Source organism: Kitasatospora sp. NPDC059722 (assembly GCF_042733235.1).
Classification (GTDB): domain Bacteria; phylum Actinomycetota; class Actinomycetes; order Streptomycetales; family Streptomycetaceae; genus Kitasatospora.
The window spans coordinates 80,704-99,493 of record NZ_JBHWGD010000022.1; the positions used below are offsets into that span (position 1 = coordinate 80,704).

10 protein-coding genes are annotated in these 18,790 nt (G+C 75.2%); 8 read left to right on the forward strand and 2 right to left on the reverse strand.

Annotated elements, in window-relative coordinates; translation table 11 throughout:
- The first annotated feature begins 146 nt into the window (after positions 1-146).
- Positions 147-1,325, forward strand: coding sequence for an adenylyltransferase/sulfurtransferase MoeZ (gene moeZ / locus ACFV4F_RS17000; RefSeq protein ID WP_380438241.1), 1,179 nt, complete (start codon positions 147-149; stop codon positions 1,323-1,325).
- 168 nt (positions 1,326-1,493) lie between these two features.
- On the opposite strand, the gene ACFV4F_RS17005 is transcribed toward moeZ, so the two are convergent.
- A complete protein-coding gene (locus ACFV4F_RS17005; RefSeq protein ID WP_380503151.1) occupies positions 1,494-4,325 on the reverse strand; it encodes a flippase-like domain-containing protein in 2,832 nt (943 codons plus the stop codon).
- A 135-nt stretch (positions 4,326-4,460) separates the two neighbouring features.
- Here ACFV4F_RS17005 and ACFV4F_RS17010 point away from each other — a divergent pair, with 135 nt between their 5' ends.
- The 4 genes from ACFV4F_RS17010 (at position 4,461) to ACFV4F_RS17025 (ending at position 13,133) form a co-directional block, all read left to right on the forward strand.
- Positions 4,461-4,838 carry an MGMT family protein gene (locus ACFV4F_RS17010; protein ID WP_380503154.1) on the forward strand — a complete coding sequence of 126 codons (378 nt, stop codon included), beginning with the start codon at positions 4,461-4,463 and terminating at the stop codon, positions 4,836-4,838.
- Positions 4,839-5,150: 312 nt separating this feature from the next.
- Complete coding sequence (locus ACFV4F_RS17015) at positions 5,151-8,486, forward strand: ATP-dependent helicase (RefSeq protein WP_380503157.1); 3,336 nt, start codon at positions 5,151-5,153, stop codon at positions 8,484-8,486.
- A 46-nt stretch (positions 8,487-8,532) separates the two neighbouring features.
- A complete protein-coding gene (locus ACFV4F_RS17020; RefSeq protein ID WP_380503160.1) occupies positions 8,533-11,754 on the forward strand; it encodes a UvrD-helicase domain-containing protein in 3,222 nt (1,073 codons plus the stop codon).
- A 191-nt stretch (positions 11,755-11,945) separates the two neighbouring features.
- Entirely contained in the window at positions 11,946-13,133 is a 1,188-nt protein-coding gene (locus ACFV4F_RS17025; protein WP_380438251.1) for a PP2C family protein-serine/threonine phosphatase, read from the forward strand.
- A gap of 32 nt (positions 13,134-13,165) precedes the next feature.
- On the opposite strand, the gene ACFV4F_RS17030 is transcribed toward ACFV4F_RS17025, so the two are convergent.
- Positions 13,166-14,137 (reverse strand): endonuclease/exonuclease/phosphatase family protein, encoded by a 972-nt coding sequence (locus ACFV4F_RS17030; RefSeq protein WP_380438253.1) that lies wholly within the window; start codon positions 14,135-14,137, stop codon positions 13,166-13,168.
- A 78-nt stretch (positions 14,138-14,215) separates the two neighbouring features.
- Here ACFV4F_RS17030 and ACFV4F_RS17035 point away from each other — a divergent pair, with 78 nt between their 5' ends.
- From ACFV4F_RS17035 to ACFV4F_RS17045, 3 genes are all read left to right on the forward strand, one after another.
- Positions 14,216-14,884 (forward strand): PadR family transcriptional regulator, encoded by a 669-nt coding sequence (locus tag ACFV4F_RS17035; protein ID WP_380503162.1) that lies wholly within the window; start codon positions 14,216-14,218, stop codon positions 14,882-14,884.
- 118 nt (positions 14,885-15,002) lie between these two features.
- Positions 15,003-15,776, forward strand: a complete 774-nt coding sequence (locus tag ACFV4F_RS17040; RefSeq protein WP_380438257.1) for an ABC transporter ATP-binding protein — start codon at positions 15,003-15,005, stop codon at positions 15,774-15,776.
- Positions 15,773-18,646, forward strand: coding sequence for an FtsX-like permease family protein (locus tag ACFV4F_RS17045; protein WP_380503165.1), 2,874 nt, complete (start codon positions 15,773-15,775; stop codon positions 18,644-18,646). The genes ACFV4F_RS17040 and ACFV4F_RS17045 overlap by 4 nt, the downstream gene beginning before the upstream one ends.
- Positions 18,647-18,790 lie beyond the last annotated feature (144 nt).

Here is an 18,790-nt window from a genome sequence, read left to right on the forward strand (position 1 = left end):
GCCCGTCTCGCCCATCGGACGGGCTGTCTCGGAATACCGGAGGGGCGTGACACTGTTGGCGTAGCAGAGCCACCCGAGTGGCGGAGCAACATGCCCACAGACAGGCTGGCCCCGGCCACCTGAAACCGACGACCATCGGAGTTTCCGTGTCGCTGCCACCCCTGGTCGAGCCGGCCGACGAGCTCACCGTTGACGAGGTCCGCAGGTACTCGCGCCACCTGATCATCCCCGACGTGGGCATGGCCGGGCAGAAGCGGCTGAAGAACGCCAGGGTGCTCTGCGTCGGCGCCGGCGGCCTCGGCTCGCCCGCGCTCATGTACCTCGCCGCGGCCGGTGTGGGCACGCTCGGCATCGTCGAGTTCGACGTGGTGGACGAGTCGAACCTGCAGCGCCAGATCATCCACGGCCAGTCCGACATCGGCCGCTCCAAGGGGGAGTCGGCGCGGGACTCGGTCAAGGAGATCAACCCCTACGTCGACGTGATCCTCCACGAGGAGCGCCTCGACAACTCCAACGTCATGGAGATCTTCTCCGGCTACGACCTGATCGTGGACGGCACCGACAACTTCGCCACCCGCTACCTGGTGAACGACGCCGCGGTGCTGCTCGGCAAGCCGTACGTGTGGGGCTCGATCTACCGCTTCGACGGCCAGGCCAGCGTCTTCTGGGCCGAGCACGGCCCCTGCTACCGCTGCCTGTACCCGGAGGCCCCGCCGCCGGGCATGGTCCCCTCCTGCGCCGAGGGCGGCGTGCTCGGCGTGCTGTGCGCGTCGATCGGCTCGATCCAGGTGACCGAGGCCATCAAGCTGCTGGCCGGCGTGGGCGACCCGCTGGTCGGCCGGCTGATGATCTACGACGCCCTGGAGATGAACTACCGCCAGGTGAAGGTCCGCAAGGACCCGAACTGCGCGCTCTGCGGCGACAACCCGACGGTCACCGAGCTGATCGACTACGAGGCCTTCTGCGGCGTCGTGTCGGAGGAGGCGCAGGCCGCCGCCGCCGGTTCGACGATCACCTCGAAGCAGCTGAAGGAGTGGCAGGACGAGAAGGAGGACATCTTCCTGATCGACGTCCGCGAGCCCGGCGAGTACGAGATCGTCAGCATCCCCGGCGCGGTGCTGATCCCGAAGAACGAGTTCCTCATGGGCGACGCCCTGGAGAAGCTGCCGCAGGACAAGAAGATCGTGCTGCACTGCAAGTCGGGCGTGCGCTCGGCCGAGGTGCTGGCCGTGGTCAAGGCCGCGGGCTTCTCGAACGCCGTGCACCTCGGCGGCGGCGTGCTCGGCTGGGTGAACCAGATCGAGCCGCACAAGCCGGTCTACTAGGCCCGGCGCGCACGTACGGAGGAGGGCGGGCCCCCCCCCCCCGGGGGGGGGGCCCCCCTCGCGCCCCCCCAACCGGCGGCCTCCCCGGCCCGGCCCCCCCCCCCGGGGGGGGCCCCCCCGGGGGGGGGGGGGCCGCCCTCCTCCGTACGCGCGCTTGTCTCGTGACGCTCAGAGCGCGTGCTTGCGCTGGAGCACGTTGTAGGCGATCCAGCCGGGCAGCACCGGCAGCCAGAAGGTGAGCGCCCGGTAGAGGAACACCGCCGGGGTGGCGACGGCGGGGGAGACGTCGGCGACGGTGAGCGCGCCGATCAGGGCGACCTCGACCGGGCCGATGCCGCCCGGCGTGGGGATCGCGGAGCCGGCCGCGTTGGCGGTCAGGAAGACGACGGCGACGGCCGAGAAGCTGACGCTGCCGCCGAAGGCCTGCACGGAGGCGTCCAGGCAGGCGGTGAACGAGAGCGTCAGCAGCAGGATCCCGCCGAAGCCGGTGACCAGCTTGCTGGGCGTCTGCATCAGGTCGAGCATGCGCGGCACCACGCCGAAGAACAGCGAGCGCAGCCGGCCCAGCACGAAGCGGCGCAGCGGCGCGACGGCGGCCACGACCAGGGCGAGCACGGCGGCGGTCAGCACGCCGATGATCACCGCGCGGGAGGCGGAGAGGTCGCCGTTGGTCTGGCTGCCGGTGATCAGGCCGAAGCTGAACAGCAGCAGCAGGTGCCCGGCCAGGCCCGCCAGCTGGGAGGCGCCGACGGAGGCGACCGCCTGACCGGAGCGGATCCCGGCCTTCTGCAGGTAGCGGGTGTTGAGCGCGATGCCGCCGATCGCCGCCGGGGCGACCAGCTTGACGAAGGAGCCGGCCAGCTGGGCGGCCACGGTGCGCCGGAACGGCAGCTTCTCGGGCACGAAGCCGGTGAGGCTCATCGCCGCGGCGACGTAGCTGAAGGCGGCCGCCACGAGGGCCGCCGCGGCCCAGGCCCAGTCCATCTGGGAGAGCTTGAGCTGGGCGGGCTTGATGGTGGTCAGCGCCAGGTACGCGGCGAAGGTGAGCGCGATCACCATGATCAGGCTCTTGGGCTTCAGCCGCTCCAGCTTGGCGGGCTCCATCGGGGCCTCGGGGGCGATCTGGAGGATCTGGCCGCGGATGCGGCTGAGCAGGTCCTCGCCGGCCGCCGCGATGTCCTCCTCGGCCTGCTGCTGGGTGCGCTCGCCGGCCGCGACCTGCTCCAGGGCCTTGGCCCGGGCGGCGGTCTTGCGCTCCTTGGAGAGCTTGGCGAGGTCGATGCGGGTGGAGCGGGAGAGCCCGACGGGCTGGAGCAGCGGCAGGGCCTGGGCGACCCGTTCGGCGCCGAGCACGGCGTTGGCGGCGGCGACGGCGCGCTCCGGGCCGATCCGCAGCGCGAAGGTGGTGACCAGCTGGGCGACGTCGATGCGCAGGGTCAGGTCGGTGGCGGCGATGTCGCCGCCGGACAGGTTGACCAGGCAGGCCGTCTTGTCGTCGACGACCAGCAGCGACTCGCCGGTCAGGCGCCGGTGGGCGATCCGGCGCTCGTGCAGGGCGGCCACCGACTCCCACAGCGAGGCCATCACCCGGTCGGTGACCTCGTCGTCGGAGAGCTCGTCCAGGGTGCGGCCCTCGACGTTCTCGTAGACGAGGATCGCGGCGTCCGGGCCGAGCTCGGAGGTGGCGACCAGCTGCGGCGCGCGGGCCCCGGAGGCCGCCGCCGCGTACGCGATCAGGGCCTCCTGCTCCAGCGCCTGGCGCAGCGACTGGGGGCTGCGGCGCACGGCCACCGAGCGCAGCCGCAGCCGGCGCCAGGCACGGTAGAAGAAGCCGGAGGCCTGCTGCTCGCGGTCGATGATGTGGACGTCCAGCGGCGGGCCGTCCTGCTGCGCGACGTAGTAGCGGCGGGTGCCGCCGGGGGCGTCGGGGGCGCGGTGGGCGCTCTCCGGGGTGAAGCCGACCTTGCGCAGGCCGATCATCAGGTGCTGGCCGGTGGGGCGGATGTTGGGCGAGCCGATCGCGTACAGCGTGCCGTAGGCGACGGACCAGCCGATCAGGACGGTGAGCAGCAGCGACAGCGGGGTGGTGTAGCCGCCGAGCAGTTCGGTGATCCCGCTGAAGACCACCACGACCCACAGGGCGACCCGCCATCGTGGTCGGCTCGACATGCCGACGGCGGTCATGTAGGCGATCACCGGCGCCAGGTAGCCGTGGACGGGGTCGGTCAGGGCCCCGTTGCTGTCCATGGGGAGCCTGGTCAGGGCGTCCCTGATGTGTTCGGAGGCGCCCTCGGCGACCCACCAGTCGATGCCCAGCGAGACGCCGTAGGCGAGCACCGAGGCGAGGACGCCGTCGGCGACCCGCAGGCCGTCGCGTTTGATCAGCCGCTCGACCGCGAAGGCCAGCGGCACGGCCAGCACCGCGACGCTGGAGAGCAGGCCGGTGATCGTGGACAGCACCGCGGAGAAGCGCGGCGCGTTGGTCGCGATGTCCTGCTCGATGCCGGTGGTGGTCGAGGTCGCCACGCCGGCCAGGACGAACACGGCGACTATCCCGAAGACGCCGGCGAGGAAGCGCAGGAGGTCGGTCGGGCGGTGCGCGCGGGCGGCGAGCAGCGGCTCGTCGACGTCCAGGTGCGGGGTGTCGTCCAGCGGGTCGTGGAAGGACGCGAGCGCGTGTTCCGCGGTCGTGGCGTCGGGCGCGGGCGCCGGCTCGGGGGCGGGCACCGGCTCGGGGGCGGGCACCGGCTCCGGGCCGGCCCCGGGGACGGCCGCGCCGGTGGGACGCGGGCCCGCCTCGGGCGCCTGGGCGGGCTCGGGCAGCGGCACGGTCGGGGTCGCGGCGGGGCCGGTCGGCTGGGGGGTCTTGATCGTACGGTCCTTGATCAGGGAGACTTCCGGCGCGGGCCCGGGAGCGGGCTCACCGCCGGGACCTGCGGGCATGCGGGCGGCGGACTCGTCGGAGTCCTCGTGCGCGCCCACGTCTGCCGTCCCGGTCATCTGGTCTTGTCCTCGTATCACCACTCACCGCCCCGGAAGATGGTGGCATGCCCCGGCCCCCCGTGCTGGACAGGGGCCGGATCGGGCGCGGCGGATCGAATCCGCGGGGTTCCGCACGCGCCCCCATAAGGAAGAATGCCGCAGGTGACGGACGCTGACGACGACGGCTTCCCGGCGGACCTGCCGCCCTTCGCCGAACTGGTTCTCGACCTGACCGAGCGGATTCCACCCGGCCGGGTGATGACCTACGGGGACGTTGCCGAGTACCTCGGCCAGGGCGGTCCGCGCCAGGTCGGGCGGGTCATGGCCCTGTACGGCGGCTCGGTGCCCTGGTGGCGGGTGATCCGCGCCGACGGACGCTTCCTGCCCGGCCACGAGCAGCGTGCCCTCGCCCACTACGGCGAGGAGGGCACCCCGCTGCGCGAACTCTCCGACCCGCCGCGCGTGGACCTCAAGCGCGCCCGCTGGGACGGTTCCCAATCCCCCCTGAACCCGGGACGCCGAGGGGATTGACGGGGCAGGATCGTAGGCTCGATGCGGGCGGGCCCGCGCGGCCCGCCCCCGTCATGCCCCTGTTCGACCCCAGGAACCTCCGTGAGCGAGCGCAGCGAGCGAACCATCAAGAAGTGCGCATGGGTGAACGCCCCTGCCGAGCGTAGCGAGGCGGGCGCGTGAGCGAGCGCAGCGAGCGAACCATCAAGAAGTGCGCATGGGCGAACGCCCCTGCCGAGCGTAGCGAGGCGGGCGCGTGAGCGAGAGCAGCGAGCGAACCATCAAGAAGTGCGCATGGGCGAACGCCCCTGCCGAGCGTAGCGAGGCGGGCGCGTGAGCACCCCCTTCCGGCTCGTGCGCAGCCCGCTCGTCCAGCCCGCACCGCCCGCGCTGGACGAGTACCAGCGCGCCGTGGTCGAGCACCCCGGCGGGCCGCTGCTGGTGCTCGCCGGGCCGGGCACCGGCAAGACCACCACGCTCGTCGAGGCCGTCGCCCGGCGCATCGAGCGCGGCACCGACCCCGAGCGGATCCTGGTCCTCACCTTCAGCCGCAAGGCCGCCATGGAGCTGCGCGACCGGATGTCCGGACGCCTCGCCACCTCCACCCCCGCCCCGCAGGCGACCACCTTCCACTCCTTCTGCTACGCCCTCCTGCGCGCCCACCAGGACCCGGCCGACTACGCCGAGCCGCTGCGCCTGCTGTCCGGCCCCGAGCAGGACGTCATGGTCCGCGAACTGCTCGCCGGCGGCGCCGAGGACGCCCGCCTCGGCAGCTCCCGCATCCCCTGGCCGCTGGACCTGCGCGCCTGCCTGACCACCCGCGGCTTCGCCGACGAGGTCCGCGCCGTCCTCGCCCGCAGCCGCGAGCTCGGCCTCGGCGAGGCCGAGCTCGAACGCTTCGCCCAGGGCGTCCAGCGCCCCGACTGGGCCGCCGCCGCCCACTTCCTCGCCGACTACCTCGACGTCCTCGACCTGCGCGGCGTCCTCGACTACGCCGAGCTCGTCCACCGCGCCGTCCTGCTCGCCGAGCGCCCCGAGGTCGCCGAGGACCTGCGCGCCCGCTACGACGTCGTCTTCGTCGACGAGTACCAGGACACCGACCCCTCCCAGGTCCGCCTGCTGCGCCGGCTCGCCGGCGGGGGGCGCGACCTCGTCGCCGTCGGCGACCCCGACCAGTCGATCTACGCCTTCCGCGGCGCCGACATCAACGGCATCCTCGACTTCCCGCAGGCCTTCCCCCGCGCCGACGGCACCCCCGCCGACGTCCGGGTGCTGCGCGTCTCCCGCCGCTCCGGCGCCGTCCTGCTCGCCGCCTCCCGCGAACTCGCCCGCCGCATGCCGATGGGCCGCCTGCCCGCCGACAAGCTCGCCCAGCACCGCGCCCTGCTGCCCTCCCGCGAGGGCGGCCGGGTCGAGGTCTACACCTACCCGACCCCCGGCGCCGAGCTCGACTCCGTCGCCGACCTGCTGCGCCGCGCCCACCTGGAGGACGGCGTGCCGTGGGGCGAGATGGCCGTCCTCGTCCGGGCCGGCGCCCGCTCCATACCGGGCGTGCGGCGCGCCCTCGGCGCGGCCGGCGTGCCCCTGGAGATCGACGGCGACGACCTGCCGCTGCGCGAGGAGCCCGCCGTCGCCCAGCTGCTGCTCGCCCTGCGGGTCTGCGCCGAGCAGGCCGCCCGCGACCGGCACGGCGACCCGGACGCCGCCGATCCCCTCACCACCGACACCGCCCACGCCCTGCTCACCGGCCCCCTCGGCGGCCTCGACGGCTCCGACCTGCGCCGCCTCGGCCGCGCCCTGCGCGAGGAGGAACGCGCCGCGCTGCGCGCCGACGGCCGCCCCGCCGCGGCGCTGCGCCCGGCCGGCGAGCTGGTGCGCGAGGCCCTCGCCGAGCCCGAGCGGCTCGTCGCCCTCGACCCCCTCCACGCCCGCGGCACCCCCGCCCGGCGCGCCCGCGACCTCGGCACGCTGCTGCGCAAGGTCCGCGAGGCGCTCGCCGGCGGCTGCACCGCCGAGGACGCCCTGTGGGCGCTGTGGGAGGGCAGCCGCCGCTGGCGCGAGCGCCTGGAGCGGGCCGCCCTGCGCGGCGGCGCCGCCGGCCGCAACGCCGACCGCGACCTCGACGCGCTGTGCGCCCTGTTCGAGACCGCCGCCCGCGCCGAGGAGCAGGTCACCGGCCACCGCAGCGCCCTCGACCTGCTCGCCGAGCTGGAGGCCCAGGACATCGCCGCCGACACCCTCACCGTGCGCACCGTGCGCCCCGAGGCCGTCCGGCTCATGACCGCCCACCGCTCCAAGGGCCTGGAGTGGCGCCTGGTCGTCGTCGCCGGCGTCCAGGACGGCCTCTGGCCCGACCTGCGCCGCCGCGGCTCCCTCCTGGAGGCCGACCGGATCGGCCGCGACGGCCTCGCCGAACCGCTCTCCCCGGCCGCCCTGCTCGGCGAGGAACGCCGCCTCTTCTACGTCGCCGCGACGCGCGCCAAGGAACGGCTGATCGTCACCGCCGTCAAGGCGCCCGCCGAGGACGGCGACGAGCCCTCCCGCTTCCTGCGCGAGCTCTACCGCGACGACGTCGACCCCGGGACCGGCCGCGTCGTGCGCCGCACCCCGCCCGTCACCGTCGAGGACGTCACCCACCGCCCGCGCCGCCCGCTCGCCGTCCACGCGCTCGTCGCCGAGCTGCGCGCCGTCACCGTCGACCCGGCCCGCTCGCCCGAGCTGCGCCGGGCCGCCGCCGAACGCCTCGCCGTCCTCGCCGCCGCCGCGGACGAGGACGGGCTGCCGCTCGTGCCCGCCGCCCACCCCGAGCGCTGGTGGGGCCTGGACGACCCGACCGCCGCCCCCGAGCCGCTGCGCGGCCCCGACCTGCCGGTGCGGCTGTCCGGCAGCGGCCTGGAGCAGCTGGAGAACTGCTCGCTGCAGTGGTTCCTGGACAAGGAGGTCAAGGCCCAGGTCCGCAGCTCGGCCGCCCAGGGCTTCGGCAACGTCGTCCACGCCCTCGCCGACGAGGTCGGCTCCGGGCGCACCCCCGCCGACCTCGCCGTCCTCATGGAGCGCCTGGACACCGTCTGGGACGCGCTGGCCTTCGACGCGCCGTGGAAGTCCCGGCAGGAGAAGACCGAGGCCCGCGCCGCCCTGGAGCGCTTCCTCAACTGGCACGTCCTCGAACGCGGCCGCGACCTCGTCGCCACCGAGCACGGCTTCGACGTCACCCTTGACGTCAGCGGCGTCTCGGTGCGCATCCGCGGCTCGATGGACCGGGTCGAGAAGGACGCGGCCGGGCGCGCCTACGTCGTCGACTTCAAGACCGGCAAGCAGATCCCCACCGACAAGTCGCTGCCCGAGCACAAGCAGCTCGCCGTCTACCAGCTCGCCGTCCGGGCCGGGGCGCTGAACGAGCTGCCCGGCTTCGCCGGCGGCGCCCCGCACGCCGGCGGCGCCGAGCTGGTCCACCTGCGCGAGCCGGCCGCCAAGGCCGCCCAGGACGCCCCCAAGGTGCAGCGCCAGGAGCCGCCCGAGGGCGAGCCGTGGATCGAGAACCTGCTCGCCGAGGCCGCCGGACGCGTCCTCGCCGAGCGCTTCGTGCCCCGCACCGGCGGCGGCTGCGACCGCTGCGCGTTCCGGCGCAGCTGCTCGGCCCAGCGCGACGGGGCCCAGCTGGTGGAGTGATGGTCGCGGGGCAAAGAATGTCCGCCGCTCCGGTTAACGTTGCGGGGTGACCGCCGTGCTCAGCCATCCCGACCAGCTCAAGGAGCTGCTCGGGATCCCGTTCAACCGGGAGCAGATGGCGGCCATCGGCGCCCCCCTCGAACCCGCCGTGATCGTCGCCGGCGCCGGCTCCGGCAAGACCACCGTGATGGCCGCCCGGGTGGTGTGGCTGGTGGGCTCCGGCGCCGTGCGCCCCGAGGAGGTCCTCGGCCTCACCTTCACCAACAAGGCCGCCGGCGAGCTCGCCGAACGCGTGCGCACCGCCCTCCTGCGCGCCGGCGTCGCCGACTCTGACGACGCCGAGCCGCTCGGCGAACCCGAGATCTCCACCTACCACGCCTTCGCCGGGCGCCTCCTCAAGGAGCACGGCCTGCGCATCGGCGTCGAACCCGACGTGCGGCTGCTCGCCGACGCCACCCGCTTCCAGCTCGCCGCCAAGGTGCTGCGCACCAGCCCCGGCCCGTTCCCCGCCCTCACCGGCACCTTCGCCAACCTCGTCGCCGACCTCATCGCCCTCGACGGCGAACTCGCCGAACACCTCGTCGAACCCGACACCCTGCGCGCCCACGACGAGGACCTGCTCGACGCCCTCGCCACGGCCAAGCTCACCAACGACGACCTGCGGGCCGTCCCCGCCACCGCCCGCGCCCGGCTCGAACTGCTGCGCCTGGTCGAGGACTACCGGCGCCGCAAGGCCGCCGCCGGACTGATGGACTTCGGCGACCAGATAGCGGCCGCCGCCCGGCTCGCCCAGCGCCGCCCCGAGGTCGGCGAACTCCTGCGCGGCCAGTACCGGGTCGTGCTGCTCGACGAGTACCAGGACACCTCCGTCGCCCAGCGGCTCATGCTCGCCGGGCTGTTCGGCGCCGGGCCCGAGGGCCGTGGCGGCGGCCACCCCGTCACCGCCGTCGGCGACCCCTGCCAGGCGATCTACGGCTGGCGCGGCGCCTCCGTCGCCAACCTCGACGAGTTCCCCCGGCACTTCCCGCGGGCCGGCGGCCGGCCCGCCGCCCGCTACGCGCTCAGCGAGAACCGCCGCAGCGGCGGGCGCCTGCTCGCCTTCGCCAACGAACTCGCCGCGCCGCTGCGCGCCATGCACGAGGGCGTCGAGGCGCTGCGCCCGGCTCCCGGCGCCGAGCACGACGGCTTCGTCCGGGCCGCGCTGCTGCCCACCCACGCGGAGGAGGTCGACTGGCTCGCCGACTCCGTCGCCCACCTCGTGCGCACCGGCACCGCGCCCGGCCGGATCGCCGTGCTGTGCCGCGGCGGCGCCGCCTTCCCGGACATCCACGCGGCGCTGGTGGCCCGCGATGTGCCGGTCGAGGTGGTCGGCCTCGGCGGGCTGCTCCAGCTGCCCGAGGTGGCCGACCTGGTCGCGGTCTGCGAGGTGCTCCAGGACCCGACCGCGAACGCGGCCCTGGTGCGGCTGCTGATCGGCCCGCGCTGGCGGATCGGCCCGCGCGACCTCGCCCTGCTCGGGCGCCGCGCCGCCGACCTCGTGCGCACCGGCCGGCCCGAGGGCGTGGAGGCGCTGGCCGCCGCCGTCGCCGAGACCGACCCGACCGAGGTGGTCTCGCTGGCCGACGCCCTGGAGACCTTCCTCGACGCCGATCAGGGCGATCAGACCGACGACCTGCCGTTCTCCGCCGAGGCCCGGGTGCGCTTCGCCCGCCTCGCCCAGGAGCTGCGCGACCTGCGCCGCTCGCTGTCCGAGCCGCTGATGGACGTCCTGCACCGGGTCCTCGCCGCCACCGGCCTGGAGGTCGAACTCGCCGCCTCCCCGCAGGCACTGGCCGCCCGCCGCCGCGAGACCCTGCACGCCTTCCTGGACGTCGCCGCCTCCTTCGCCGACCTCGACGGCGACCCGGGCCTCGCCGCCTTCCTCGGCTTCCTGCGCGCCGCCCAGGAGTACGAGCGCGGCCTGGACAGCAGCCTGCCCGGCGGCGAGGACACCGTGAAGGTCCTCACCGCCCACAAGTCCAAGGGCCTGGAGTGGGACGTCGTCGCCGTGCCCGGCCTGGTGAAGGGCGCGTTCCCCTCCGGCAGCCCGCGCGAGCGCTGGACCAGCACCAAGCGCGTGCTCCCGCACGCCCTGCGCGGTGACGCCGCCACCCTGCCCGACGTGCGCGGCGGGTGGAACGCCAAGTCGGTGGCCGCGTTCAAGAAGGAGCTGGCCGAGCACTCCGGCGTCGAGGAACTGCGCCTCGGCTACGTCGCGTTCACCCGGCCGCGCTCCCTGCTGCTCGCCTCCGGCCACTGGTGGGGGCCCACCCAGAAGACCGTCCGCGGCCCGTCCGCGTTCCTCGAACAGCTGCGGGAGCACTGCGAGCGGCCCGGCGCGGGCGAGATCGAGCACTGGGCCGAGCAGCCGGAGAAGGGCGCCGAGAACCCGGCCCTCGCCGCGCCCGCCGAGCGGCCCTGGCCGCTGCCGCTGGACCCGGCCGCCCAGCACGCCCGGCGCCGCGTCGCCGGCGTCGTGCGCGCCCGCCTCGCCGGCGCGCCCGCCCCTGACCCGGAGCCGATGGGCGCCGAGGACCGCCGCCAGGTCGAGTCCTGGGACCGCGATCTCACCGCCCTGCTGGGCGAGTTGGAGCGGACCCGGCGCAGCGTCCGGGAGGTGCCGCTGCCCGCCGCCCTGTCCGCCACCCAGCTGCTGCGCCTGGCCGCCGACCCGGACGGCTTCGCGCACGACCTCGCCCGCCCGATGCCGCGCCCCCCGCAGCCCGCGGCCCGCCGGGGCACGCGCTTCCACGCGTGGGTGCAGTCCCGGATCGAACCGCTGCTGCTGGTCGAGCCCGGCGCGCTGCCCGGCGCGGACGACGACGGCGTCGAGGACGAGCAGGACCTGGAGCGCCTCAAGGAGGCGTTCCTGCGCACCCCGTACGCCGGCCGGCGCCCGTACCGGGTGGAGGCGCCGTTCCAGCTGGTGCTGGCGGGCCGGGTGGTGCGCGGCCGGATCGACGCGGTCTACCGGGAAGGTGACGAAACGTCAGGATCCGGTGGTGCGTCACGCTACGAAGTGGTGGACTGGAAGACCCACCGCGAGGAGACCGCCGACCCGCTGCAGCTCGCGGTCTACCGGGTCGCGTGGGCCGAGTACGCGGGAGTCCCGCCGGAGCAGGTCACGGCGTCGTTCCTGTACGTCCGCAGCGGGCGCGTCGTGCGACCGTCAGGACTTCCCGACCGAAAAGAGTTGGAACGGCTCCTGATCGGGAACAGTGAAGAATGAGTCACGGAGAGCATCCAAGTCATCATGGCAACGGGCGAAACCTGTGCGTAGTGCACGTTTCGCGCCTATTGTGGGGTCGGTAACCGGTCAACCCCCGTACTCCGGCCGCCGGCGAGGCCCGCATTTCCTAACCCTCAGTCATCGCCGCAGGTGCCTCCGGGCATCGGCGTCTTCTGCTGGAGAAACCGAAGTTGAGCGCGACCGGATGGATCAGAGAGCGGTTCACCGGGCCGACCCCGGGACCCGCTCCGGGCACGACCGGCACCTGGCCGAGGACGGCGCTCGCGCTGCCCTACATCGGCATGGCGCTGATCGTCCTCCTCGACTACGTCAGCGGCACCGAGGTCACGGTCGAACCCGCCCTCACCGCCGTACCCGCGCTGGCCGCCGTGGTCAGCCGCCGCACCTGGTACCCGCTCGCCATCGGCCTGTGCACCGAGGCCGTGGCCTTCCTGATGGCCTTCCGCGGCGACGCGCTCGGCCAGTCCGTGCACGCCGCCAGCGTCGTCGCGATCGTCCTGGTCGCGGCGATCGGCTGGGTCAGCGCCACCCTGCGCCTGCGCCAGGAACGGGCGCTCGCCGACGCGCAGCTGGTCGCCTCGATCGCCCGCCGCGTGCTGCTGCGGCCCGTCCCCGAGCGGGTCGGCACCGTCCGCGCGGCCGTCCACTACGAGGCCGCCGCCGCCCACGCGCGGATCGGCGGCGACCTGTACGAGGTCGTCAACACCCGCCACGGCGTCCGGGCCGTGGTCGGCGACGTGCGCGGCAAGGGCCTCGGCGCGGTCGAGACGGCCGCCGCCGTCCTCGGCGCCTTCCGCGAGGCCGCGCACCAGGAGCCCGCGCTGGACCGGGTGGCCGGCTGGCTCGCCGTCAGCCTCGACCGGGCCCTGCACGAGAACGACCACCCCGGCGTCGAGGAGGAGTTCGTCACCCTCGTGCTGATCGGCGTCGCCCCGGACGGCACCGCCCAGATCGTCAACTGCGGGCACCCGTCGCCGCTCCTGCTGCGCGGCGCCGAGGTCCGCCCGCTCGAACTCGCCGAGACCGTGCCGCCGCTGGGCGTCCTCGACCCGGCCGACGTCCGCCCGCCGGTGCACCGCACGGCCCTGCTGCCCGGGGACCGGGTGCTGCTTTTCACCGACGGCGTCATCGAGGCCCGGGACCGCTCCGGCGCCTTCTACCCGCTCGCCGAACGCCTCCCGCACTGCGCCGACGGCCGCCCGGCCGACGTCCTGCTGCGCCTGCACGAGGACGTCGTGCGCCACGTCGGGCGCCAGCTCGGCGACGACGCGGCCATGCTGCTCCTCCAGTACGAACCCCAGTCCGCCCAGATCGCCCACGTCCCGCACCAGAACGGGGCCCTCTCGCACCTCAACTGAGGCCCGGGGCCGCAACGGCCGAGGGCCGGAGGCTACAGCGCCACCTCGACCACCAGCGGCCGGTGGTCCGACACCCCGGTGTGCGGCGCCGCCGCCGGGCCCACCGCGGTCCGCGGCACACCGACCGCCAGCACGTGGTCGAACTGCACCGCGGGCCGGTGCGACGGGTACGTCGGCGTGCGCGCCAGGTCGTACCAGCCCTGCAGCCGGGCCCGCGGCTCGCGCACCCGCCGCCGGCGCGGCCCGGCCAGCACCGGCCGGGCCCGCCGCGCCTCGCGCAGCTCCCGCACGCGCGTGCGCGGCGCGGTGCGCTCCAGCGCCGTCGCCCCGCCGAGCACCGTGCGCGGCACCGCGCCCACCAGGTTGAAGTCGCCCAGCACCAGGTACGGCTGCGGCAGGTCCGCGATCCAGCGCCGGATGCCGGCCAGCTGCGCCATGTTCCACCCGGGCACGAAGGACAGGTGCGCGGCCACCACCGTGAACGGGCCGCGCTCGCCCTCCAGCACCGCCGCGAGGGCGGCCCGCGGCTCGTCCGGCACGGGGGTCAGGCCGCGCCGCCCGGCCACCCGCAGCGGCAGCCCGAACGGCGCCGGGGCGAAGCGCCGGGCCCGCCAGTGGCGCACCGGCAGCCGGGTCAGCAGCGCCGTCCCGTACGAGGGCGCGGCGCCGTCGCCGACCTCGCCCGGCCCGTACACCTTCAGGCCGTTCGGCCCGGACGGCTCGCGCACCCAGCCGGCCACCGGCGCCGGGCGCCCGTGCAGCGCGGCGGCGAAGCGCCAGTCGGCGGCCCCCATCGCCTTGGCGGCGACGGCCGCCTGGTCGGTGCAACCCGAGCGCGACTGGTGGCGGTCCACCTCCTGCAGGGCCAGGACGTCCGCGTCCAGCGCGGCCACCGCCTGCGCCAACGGGTCGCCGGCGTCGGCCGGATAGGGCCGCGGGGCGCCGTCCGCGGCGAGCGGCTGACCGTGCAGCAGGTTGAAGGTGGCGATGCGCAAGTGGCTCACACCGCACGACGGTACCCGCTCGCCGGGGCCGGTCGCGTCGCTTGAGCCGGGAGGGCATACCGGGTATACATACTGAGTATGTCCATCCGTCACGGTCTGCTCGCCCTGCTCGACCAGGGCCCGCGCTACGGCTACCAGCTGCGCACCGACTTCGAGGCGCGCACCGGCGCCACCTGGCCGCTCAACGTCGGGCAGGTCTACACCACGCTCGCCCGCCTGGAGCGCGACGGCCTGGTCGAACCCGCGGGGGAGGACGACGAGGGCCACCAGTTCTACGCCGTCACCGAGGCCGGCCGGGCCGAACTGCGCGCCTGGTTCGACACCCCGGTGCCGCGCACCAACCCGCCGCGCGACGAACTCGCGATCAAGCTCGCGATGGCCGTCACCGTGCCCGGGGTCGACGTCTCCGCCGTCGTCCAGGGCCAGCGCCGGCACAGCATCAAGGCGCTCCAGGACTACACCCGGCTCAAGGGCCGGGCCCTGGCCGGCGAGGCCCGGCCCGGCGCCGGCGCCGCGCCCGCCTCGGCGGGCAGCGACCTCGCCTGGCTGCTCGTCCTCGAACAGCTGATCTTCCAGACCGAGGCCGAGATCCGCTGGCTCGACCACTGCGAGACCCGCCTCGCCCAGCAGGCCGAGCTCCAGCAGGCCCGGGCCGCCGAGGCTACCGAGGCCGCCGAGGCGGGCGGGGCCGCCGGCCAGGAACCCGGCCGCACGTTCCGCCCCGGCCGGCGCCGCACGCGGTCCTAGCGCCGCGGGCCCCGCCCCGCCCCGGCGGCGCGCGGCCCCGGCCCGCCGGGGCCCCACCGACGTCACCGATCCACCGGCCCGGCCGCGACCGGGCCCACAACCAGCAAGAGGGGGGACCGTGTCCTACACAGACCCGACCAGCACCGGCGTCCGGCCCGTCCTGCACCTGGACGGCATCAGCCGGGTGCACGGCCAGGGCGCAGCAGAGGTGCACGCCCTGCGCCAGATCGACCTGCGGGTCAATCCCGGCGAGTTCGTCGCCGTCATGGGCCCGTCCGGCTCCGGCAAGTCGACCCTGCTCACCCTCGCCGGCGGCCTCGACACCCCGACCGGCGGCCAGGTCCTCGTCGAGGGCGTCGCCCTCGGCGGCCTGAGCCGCAAGCGCCTCGCCGAGGTCCGCCGCCGCTCCGTCGGCTACGTCTTCCAGGACTACAACCTGATCCCGGCCCTCACCGCCGCCGAGAACATCTCCCTCCCGCGCGAACTGGACGGCCTCTCCGCCCGCGCCGCCCGCCGCGAGGCCCTCGCCGCGCTGGAGGAGCTCGGCATCCCCGAGCTCGCCGACCGCTTCCCCGACGACATGTCCGGCGGCCAGCAGCAGCGCGTCGCCATCGCCCGCGCCCTCATCGGCGACCGCCGCCTCGTCCTCGCCGACGAACCCACCGGCGCCCTCGACTCCACCACCGGCGAGGCCGTCCTCGCCGTCCTGCGCGCCCGCTGCGACGCCGGCGCCGCCGCCATGATGGTCACCCACGAGGCCCGCCACGCCGCCTGGGCCGACCGCGTCGTCTTCCTGCGCGACGGCCGCATGGTCGACGAGAGCATCAGCCAGGACGCCGGCAGCCTGCTCGTCAGCGCCGCCACCAACGCCAAGCGCCAGGGGGAGGAGTGAAGTTCAGCTCCTGGCGGGTCGCCCTGCGCATAGCCCGCCGCGACGCCCTGCGCGCCAAGGGCCGCAGCGCCCTCGTGGTCGCCATGGTCGCCCTGCCCGTCCTCGGCGTCACCGGCGCCGACGTCGTCTACCGCAGCGCCCAGCTCAGCCCCGCCGAACGCGCCACCCGCCTGATGGGCCGGTCCGACGCGGAACTGCGCTTCCTCGAAGGCGGCGTGACGATCAAGCAGGCCCCCGACCCCAGCGAGGGCAGCAGCTTCGAGCAGCCCGTCGCCACCAAGGCGGGCGCACCCGACCTCACGCCCGAACAGCAACGCAGCCGCGACACGGACCCCGCCGCACTCGCCGCCGCCCTCCTGCCCGCCGGCACCACCCTCGTCCCCGAGCGCATGGGCTCCTACACCGCCACCAGCAGCGCCGAGGGCCTCATCTCCGTCGACACGACCGAGGCCGACCTCACCGACCCCGTCTGGCGCGGCAAGATCAACATCGTCGGGGGCCGCGCACCGAGCGCCCCCCGCGAGATCGCCGTGACCCGCACCTTCCTCGACCGCTCCGGCCTGGGGCTCGGCGCCACCACCACCGTCCGCGGCCTCGACGCCACCCCCTTCACCATCACCGGCGTCGTCGAGTACCCCGGCGACCTCAGCGCCACCACCCTCGTCGCCCGCCCCGGGGAACTCGTCGAACCACTCGCCAAACTCCCCGGCGCGACCCCGCGCACGGGCGGCAACTGGCTCGTCAAGATGCCCGCCGGCACCGTGCTCGACTGGCCCAAGGTCACCGAACTCAACAAGTACGGCTTCACCGCCGCCTCCCGCGCCGTCCTCCTCGACCCGCCGCCGCGCGCCGCCGTCCCCTTCTACGCCGACCAGAACAACGGCACCGGACCCGCGCTCCTCGACCGCACCGCCATCGTCATCCTCGGCACCGTCGTCGGCATGGCCCTCCTGGAGATCGTGCTCCTCGCGGGCCCCGCCTTCGCCGTCGGGGCCAGGCGCTCCCGGCGGCAGCTCGGCCTGATCGCCGCCGGCGGCGGTGACCGCGCCCAGATCCGCGCCGTCGTCCTCGGCGGCGGCGTCGTCCTCGGCACCACCGGCGCCGCGGCCGGCCTCGCCGTCGGCATCGGCCTCGTCGCCCTCCTGCGCACCCGCGCCGAGGACTACGCCGGCCACCGCTTCGGGCACTTCGCCCTCCAGCCGCTCGACCTCGCCGGGGTCCTGCTCATCGGCGTCGTCACCGGCCTGCTCGCGGCCATCGTCCCGGCCGTCCAGGCCGCCCGCCAGGAGGTCGTCTCCGCACTCACCGGCCGCGACTCCCTCAAGCCGCCCAACCGCTGGCTCGCCCTCCTCGGCCTCCTCATGCTCGGCGGCGGCACCGCCCTCGCCCTGCTCGGCGCCGCCAGCGGCATCGCCAGCCGCACCATCGCCGTCCTCGGCGGCTCGATGATCGCCGAACTCGGGATGGTCGCCCTGGTGCCCTACCTCGTCGGCCTCTTCGGCCGCACCGGCCGCTGGCTGCCGCTCGGCCCCCGCCTCGCCCTGCGCGACTCGGTGCGCCACCGCGGCCGCACCGCCCCCGCCGTCGCCGCCGTCATGGCCGCCGTCGCCGGCTCCGTCGCCGTGTCCATCTACGCCGCCAGCACCGACGAACAGAACCGCCGCGGCTACGAGGCCTCCGCCCCCGCCGGCGCGGTCCTCCTCGGCACCGGCTGGGGCGCCGCCTCCGACGGCTCCCTCCTGCCCCGGATGCGTGACGCCGTCGAATCCAGCGTCCCCGACCTCGGCCCGCGCGCCGACGTCAAGAAGCTCACCTACCCCGCCGGCTGCGGGGAACACCAGGGCACCTGCGGATGGATCTCTCCCCTCCTGCCCAAGGACCTCCGCTGCCCCCTGGAGGACGACCACGGCAGCCTCTCCTCCGACGAGATCAAGCGGCTGCGCCACGACGACAAGCGCTGCCAGTTCAACGCCGGCCGACGCGGCACCTCCGTCTACGGCGGCATCGGCGCCGGTGACGCCACCATGCTGCGCAACCTGCACGGCATCACCGACCCGGCCGCCGTCCAGGCCCTCGCCGACGGCAAGGCCGTCGTCCTCGACCCGCGCTACATCAAGGACGGCAAACTGATCCTCCAGACCAACGACCCGATGCCGCTGCCCGCCGCCGGCACCAAGTCCGCCCCCTACGTCCCGTCGGAGGAAGAGGACCGCAAGCGCCGGCACGAGACCACCATCGACGCCTACCTCGCCAACTCGCCCATCCAGACCGGCATCGCCGTCATCAGCCCCGACACCGCCCGCCGCCTCGGCCTCGGCGTCGTGGACGGGGGCTCCGTCTGGCTGCCCGCCACCGCACCCAGCGACGGCGCCGAGCAGAAGGCCGCCGGTGCCATCGGCAAACTCGCCGACCACACCGAGTTCTCGGTCGAACGCGGCTACCAGCCCAAGGGCGACCTCATCAGCCTCGGCCTGGCCGGCTTCGCCGCCCTCGTCGCCCTCGGCGCCGCCGGCATCGCCACCGGACTCGCCGCCGCCGACTCCCAGCGCGACCTCACCACCCTCGCCGCCGTCGGCGCCACACCCCGGATCCGGCGCACGCTCTCCGGCTTCCAGTGCGGCGTCATCGCCGCCATGGGCACCCTCCTCGGCATCGTCTGCGGAGCCGTCCCCGCCGTCGCCCTGCGCAAGGTCCTCGGCGCGGTCGAGCCCTACCCCGGCATCAGCCCCGAGGAGATGGCCAACCGCTCCCTGGTGATCGTCCCGTGGGGCAACGTCGGCCTCCTCGTGATCGGCCTGCCGATCATCGCCGTCGGCCTCGCCACCCTGCTCACCCGCTCGCGGATCACCCTGCTGCGCCGCAGCGGCTGAGCCCGCGCCACCCGCCCGTCACCCGCCCGTCACCCGCCCACGGCAACCGTCCCGCGCCCCCCCCCCCCCGCCCCCGCGGGGGGGGGGGGGGGCGGTTAACCCCCCCCCGCGCCCCCCCGCCCCCCCGCCCGGGGGGGGCCCCCC

Excerpts from the sequence above, each read along its gene's own strand:
- ACFV4F_RS17005 (WP_380503151.1), bottom strand. The coding sequence starts at position 4,325 with ATGACCGGGACGGCAGACGTGGGCGCGCACGAGGACTCCGACGAGTCC.
- ACFV4F_RS17035 (WP_380503162.1), top strand. The coding sequence starts at position 14,216 with ATGTCCATCCGTCACGGTCTGCTCGCCCTGCTCGACCAGGGCCCGCGC.
- ACFV4F_RS17010 (WP_380503154.1), top strand. The coding sequence starts at position 4,461 with ATGCCGCAGGTGACGGACGCTGACGACGACGGCTTCCCGGCGGACCTG.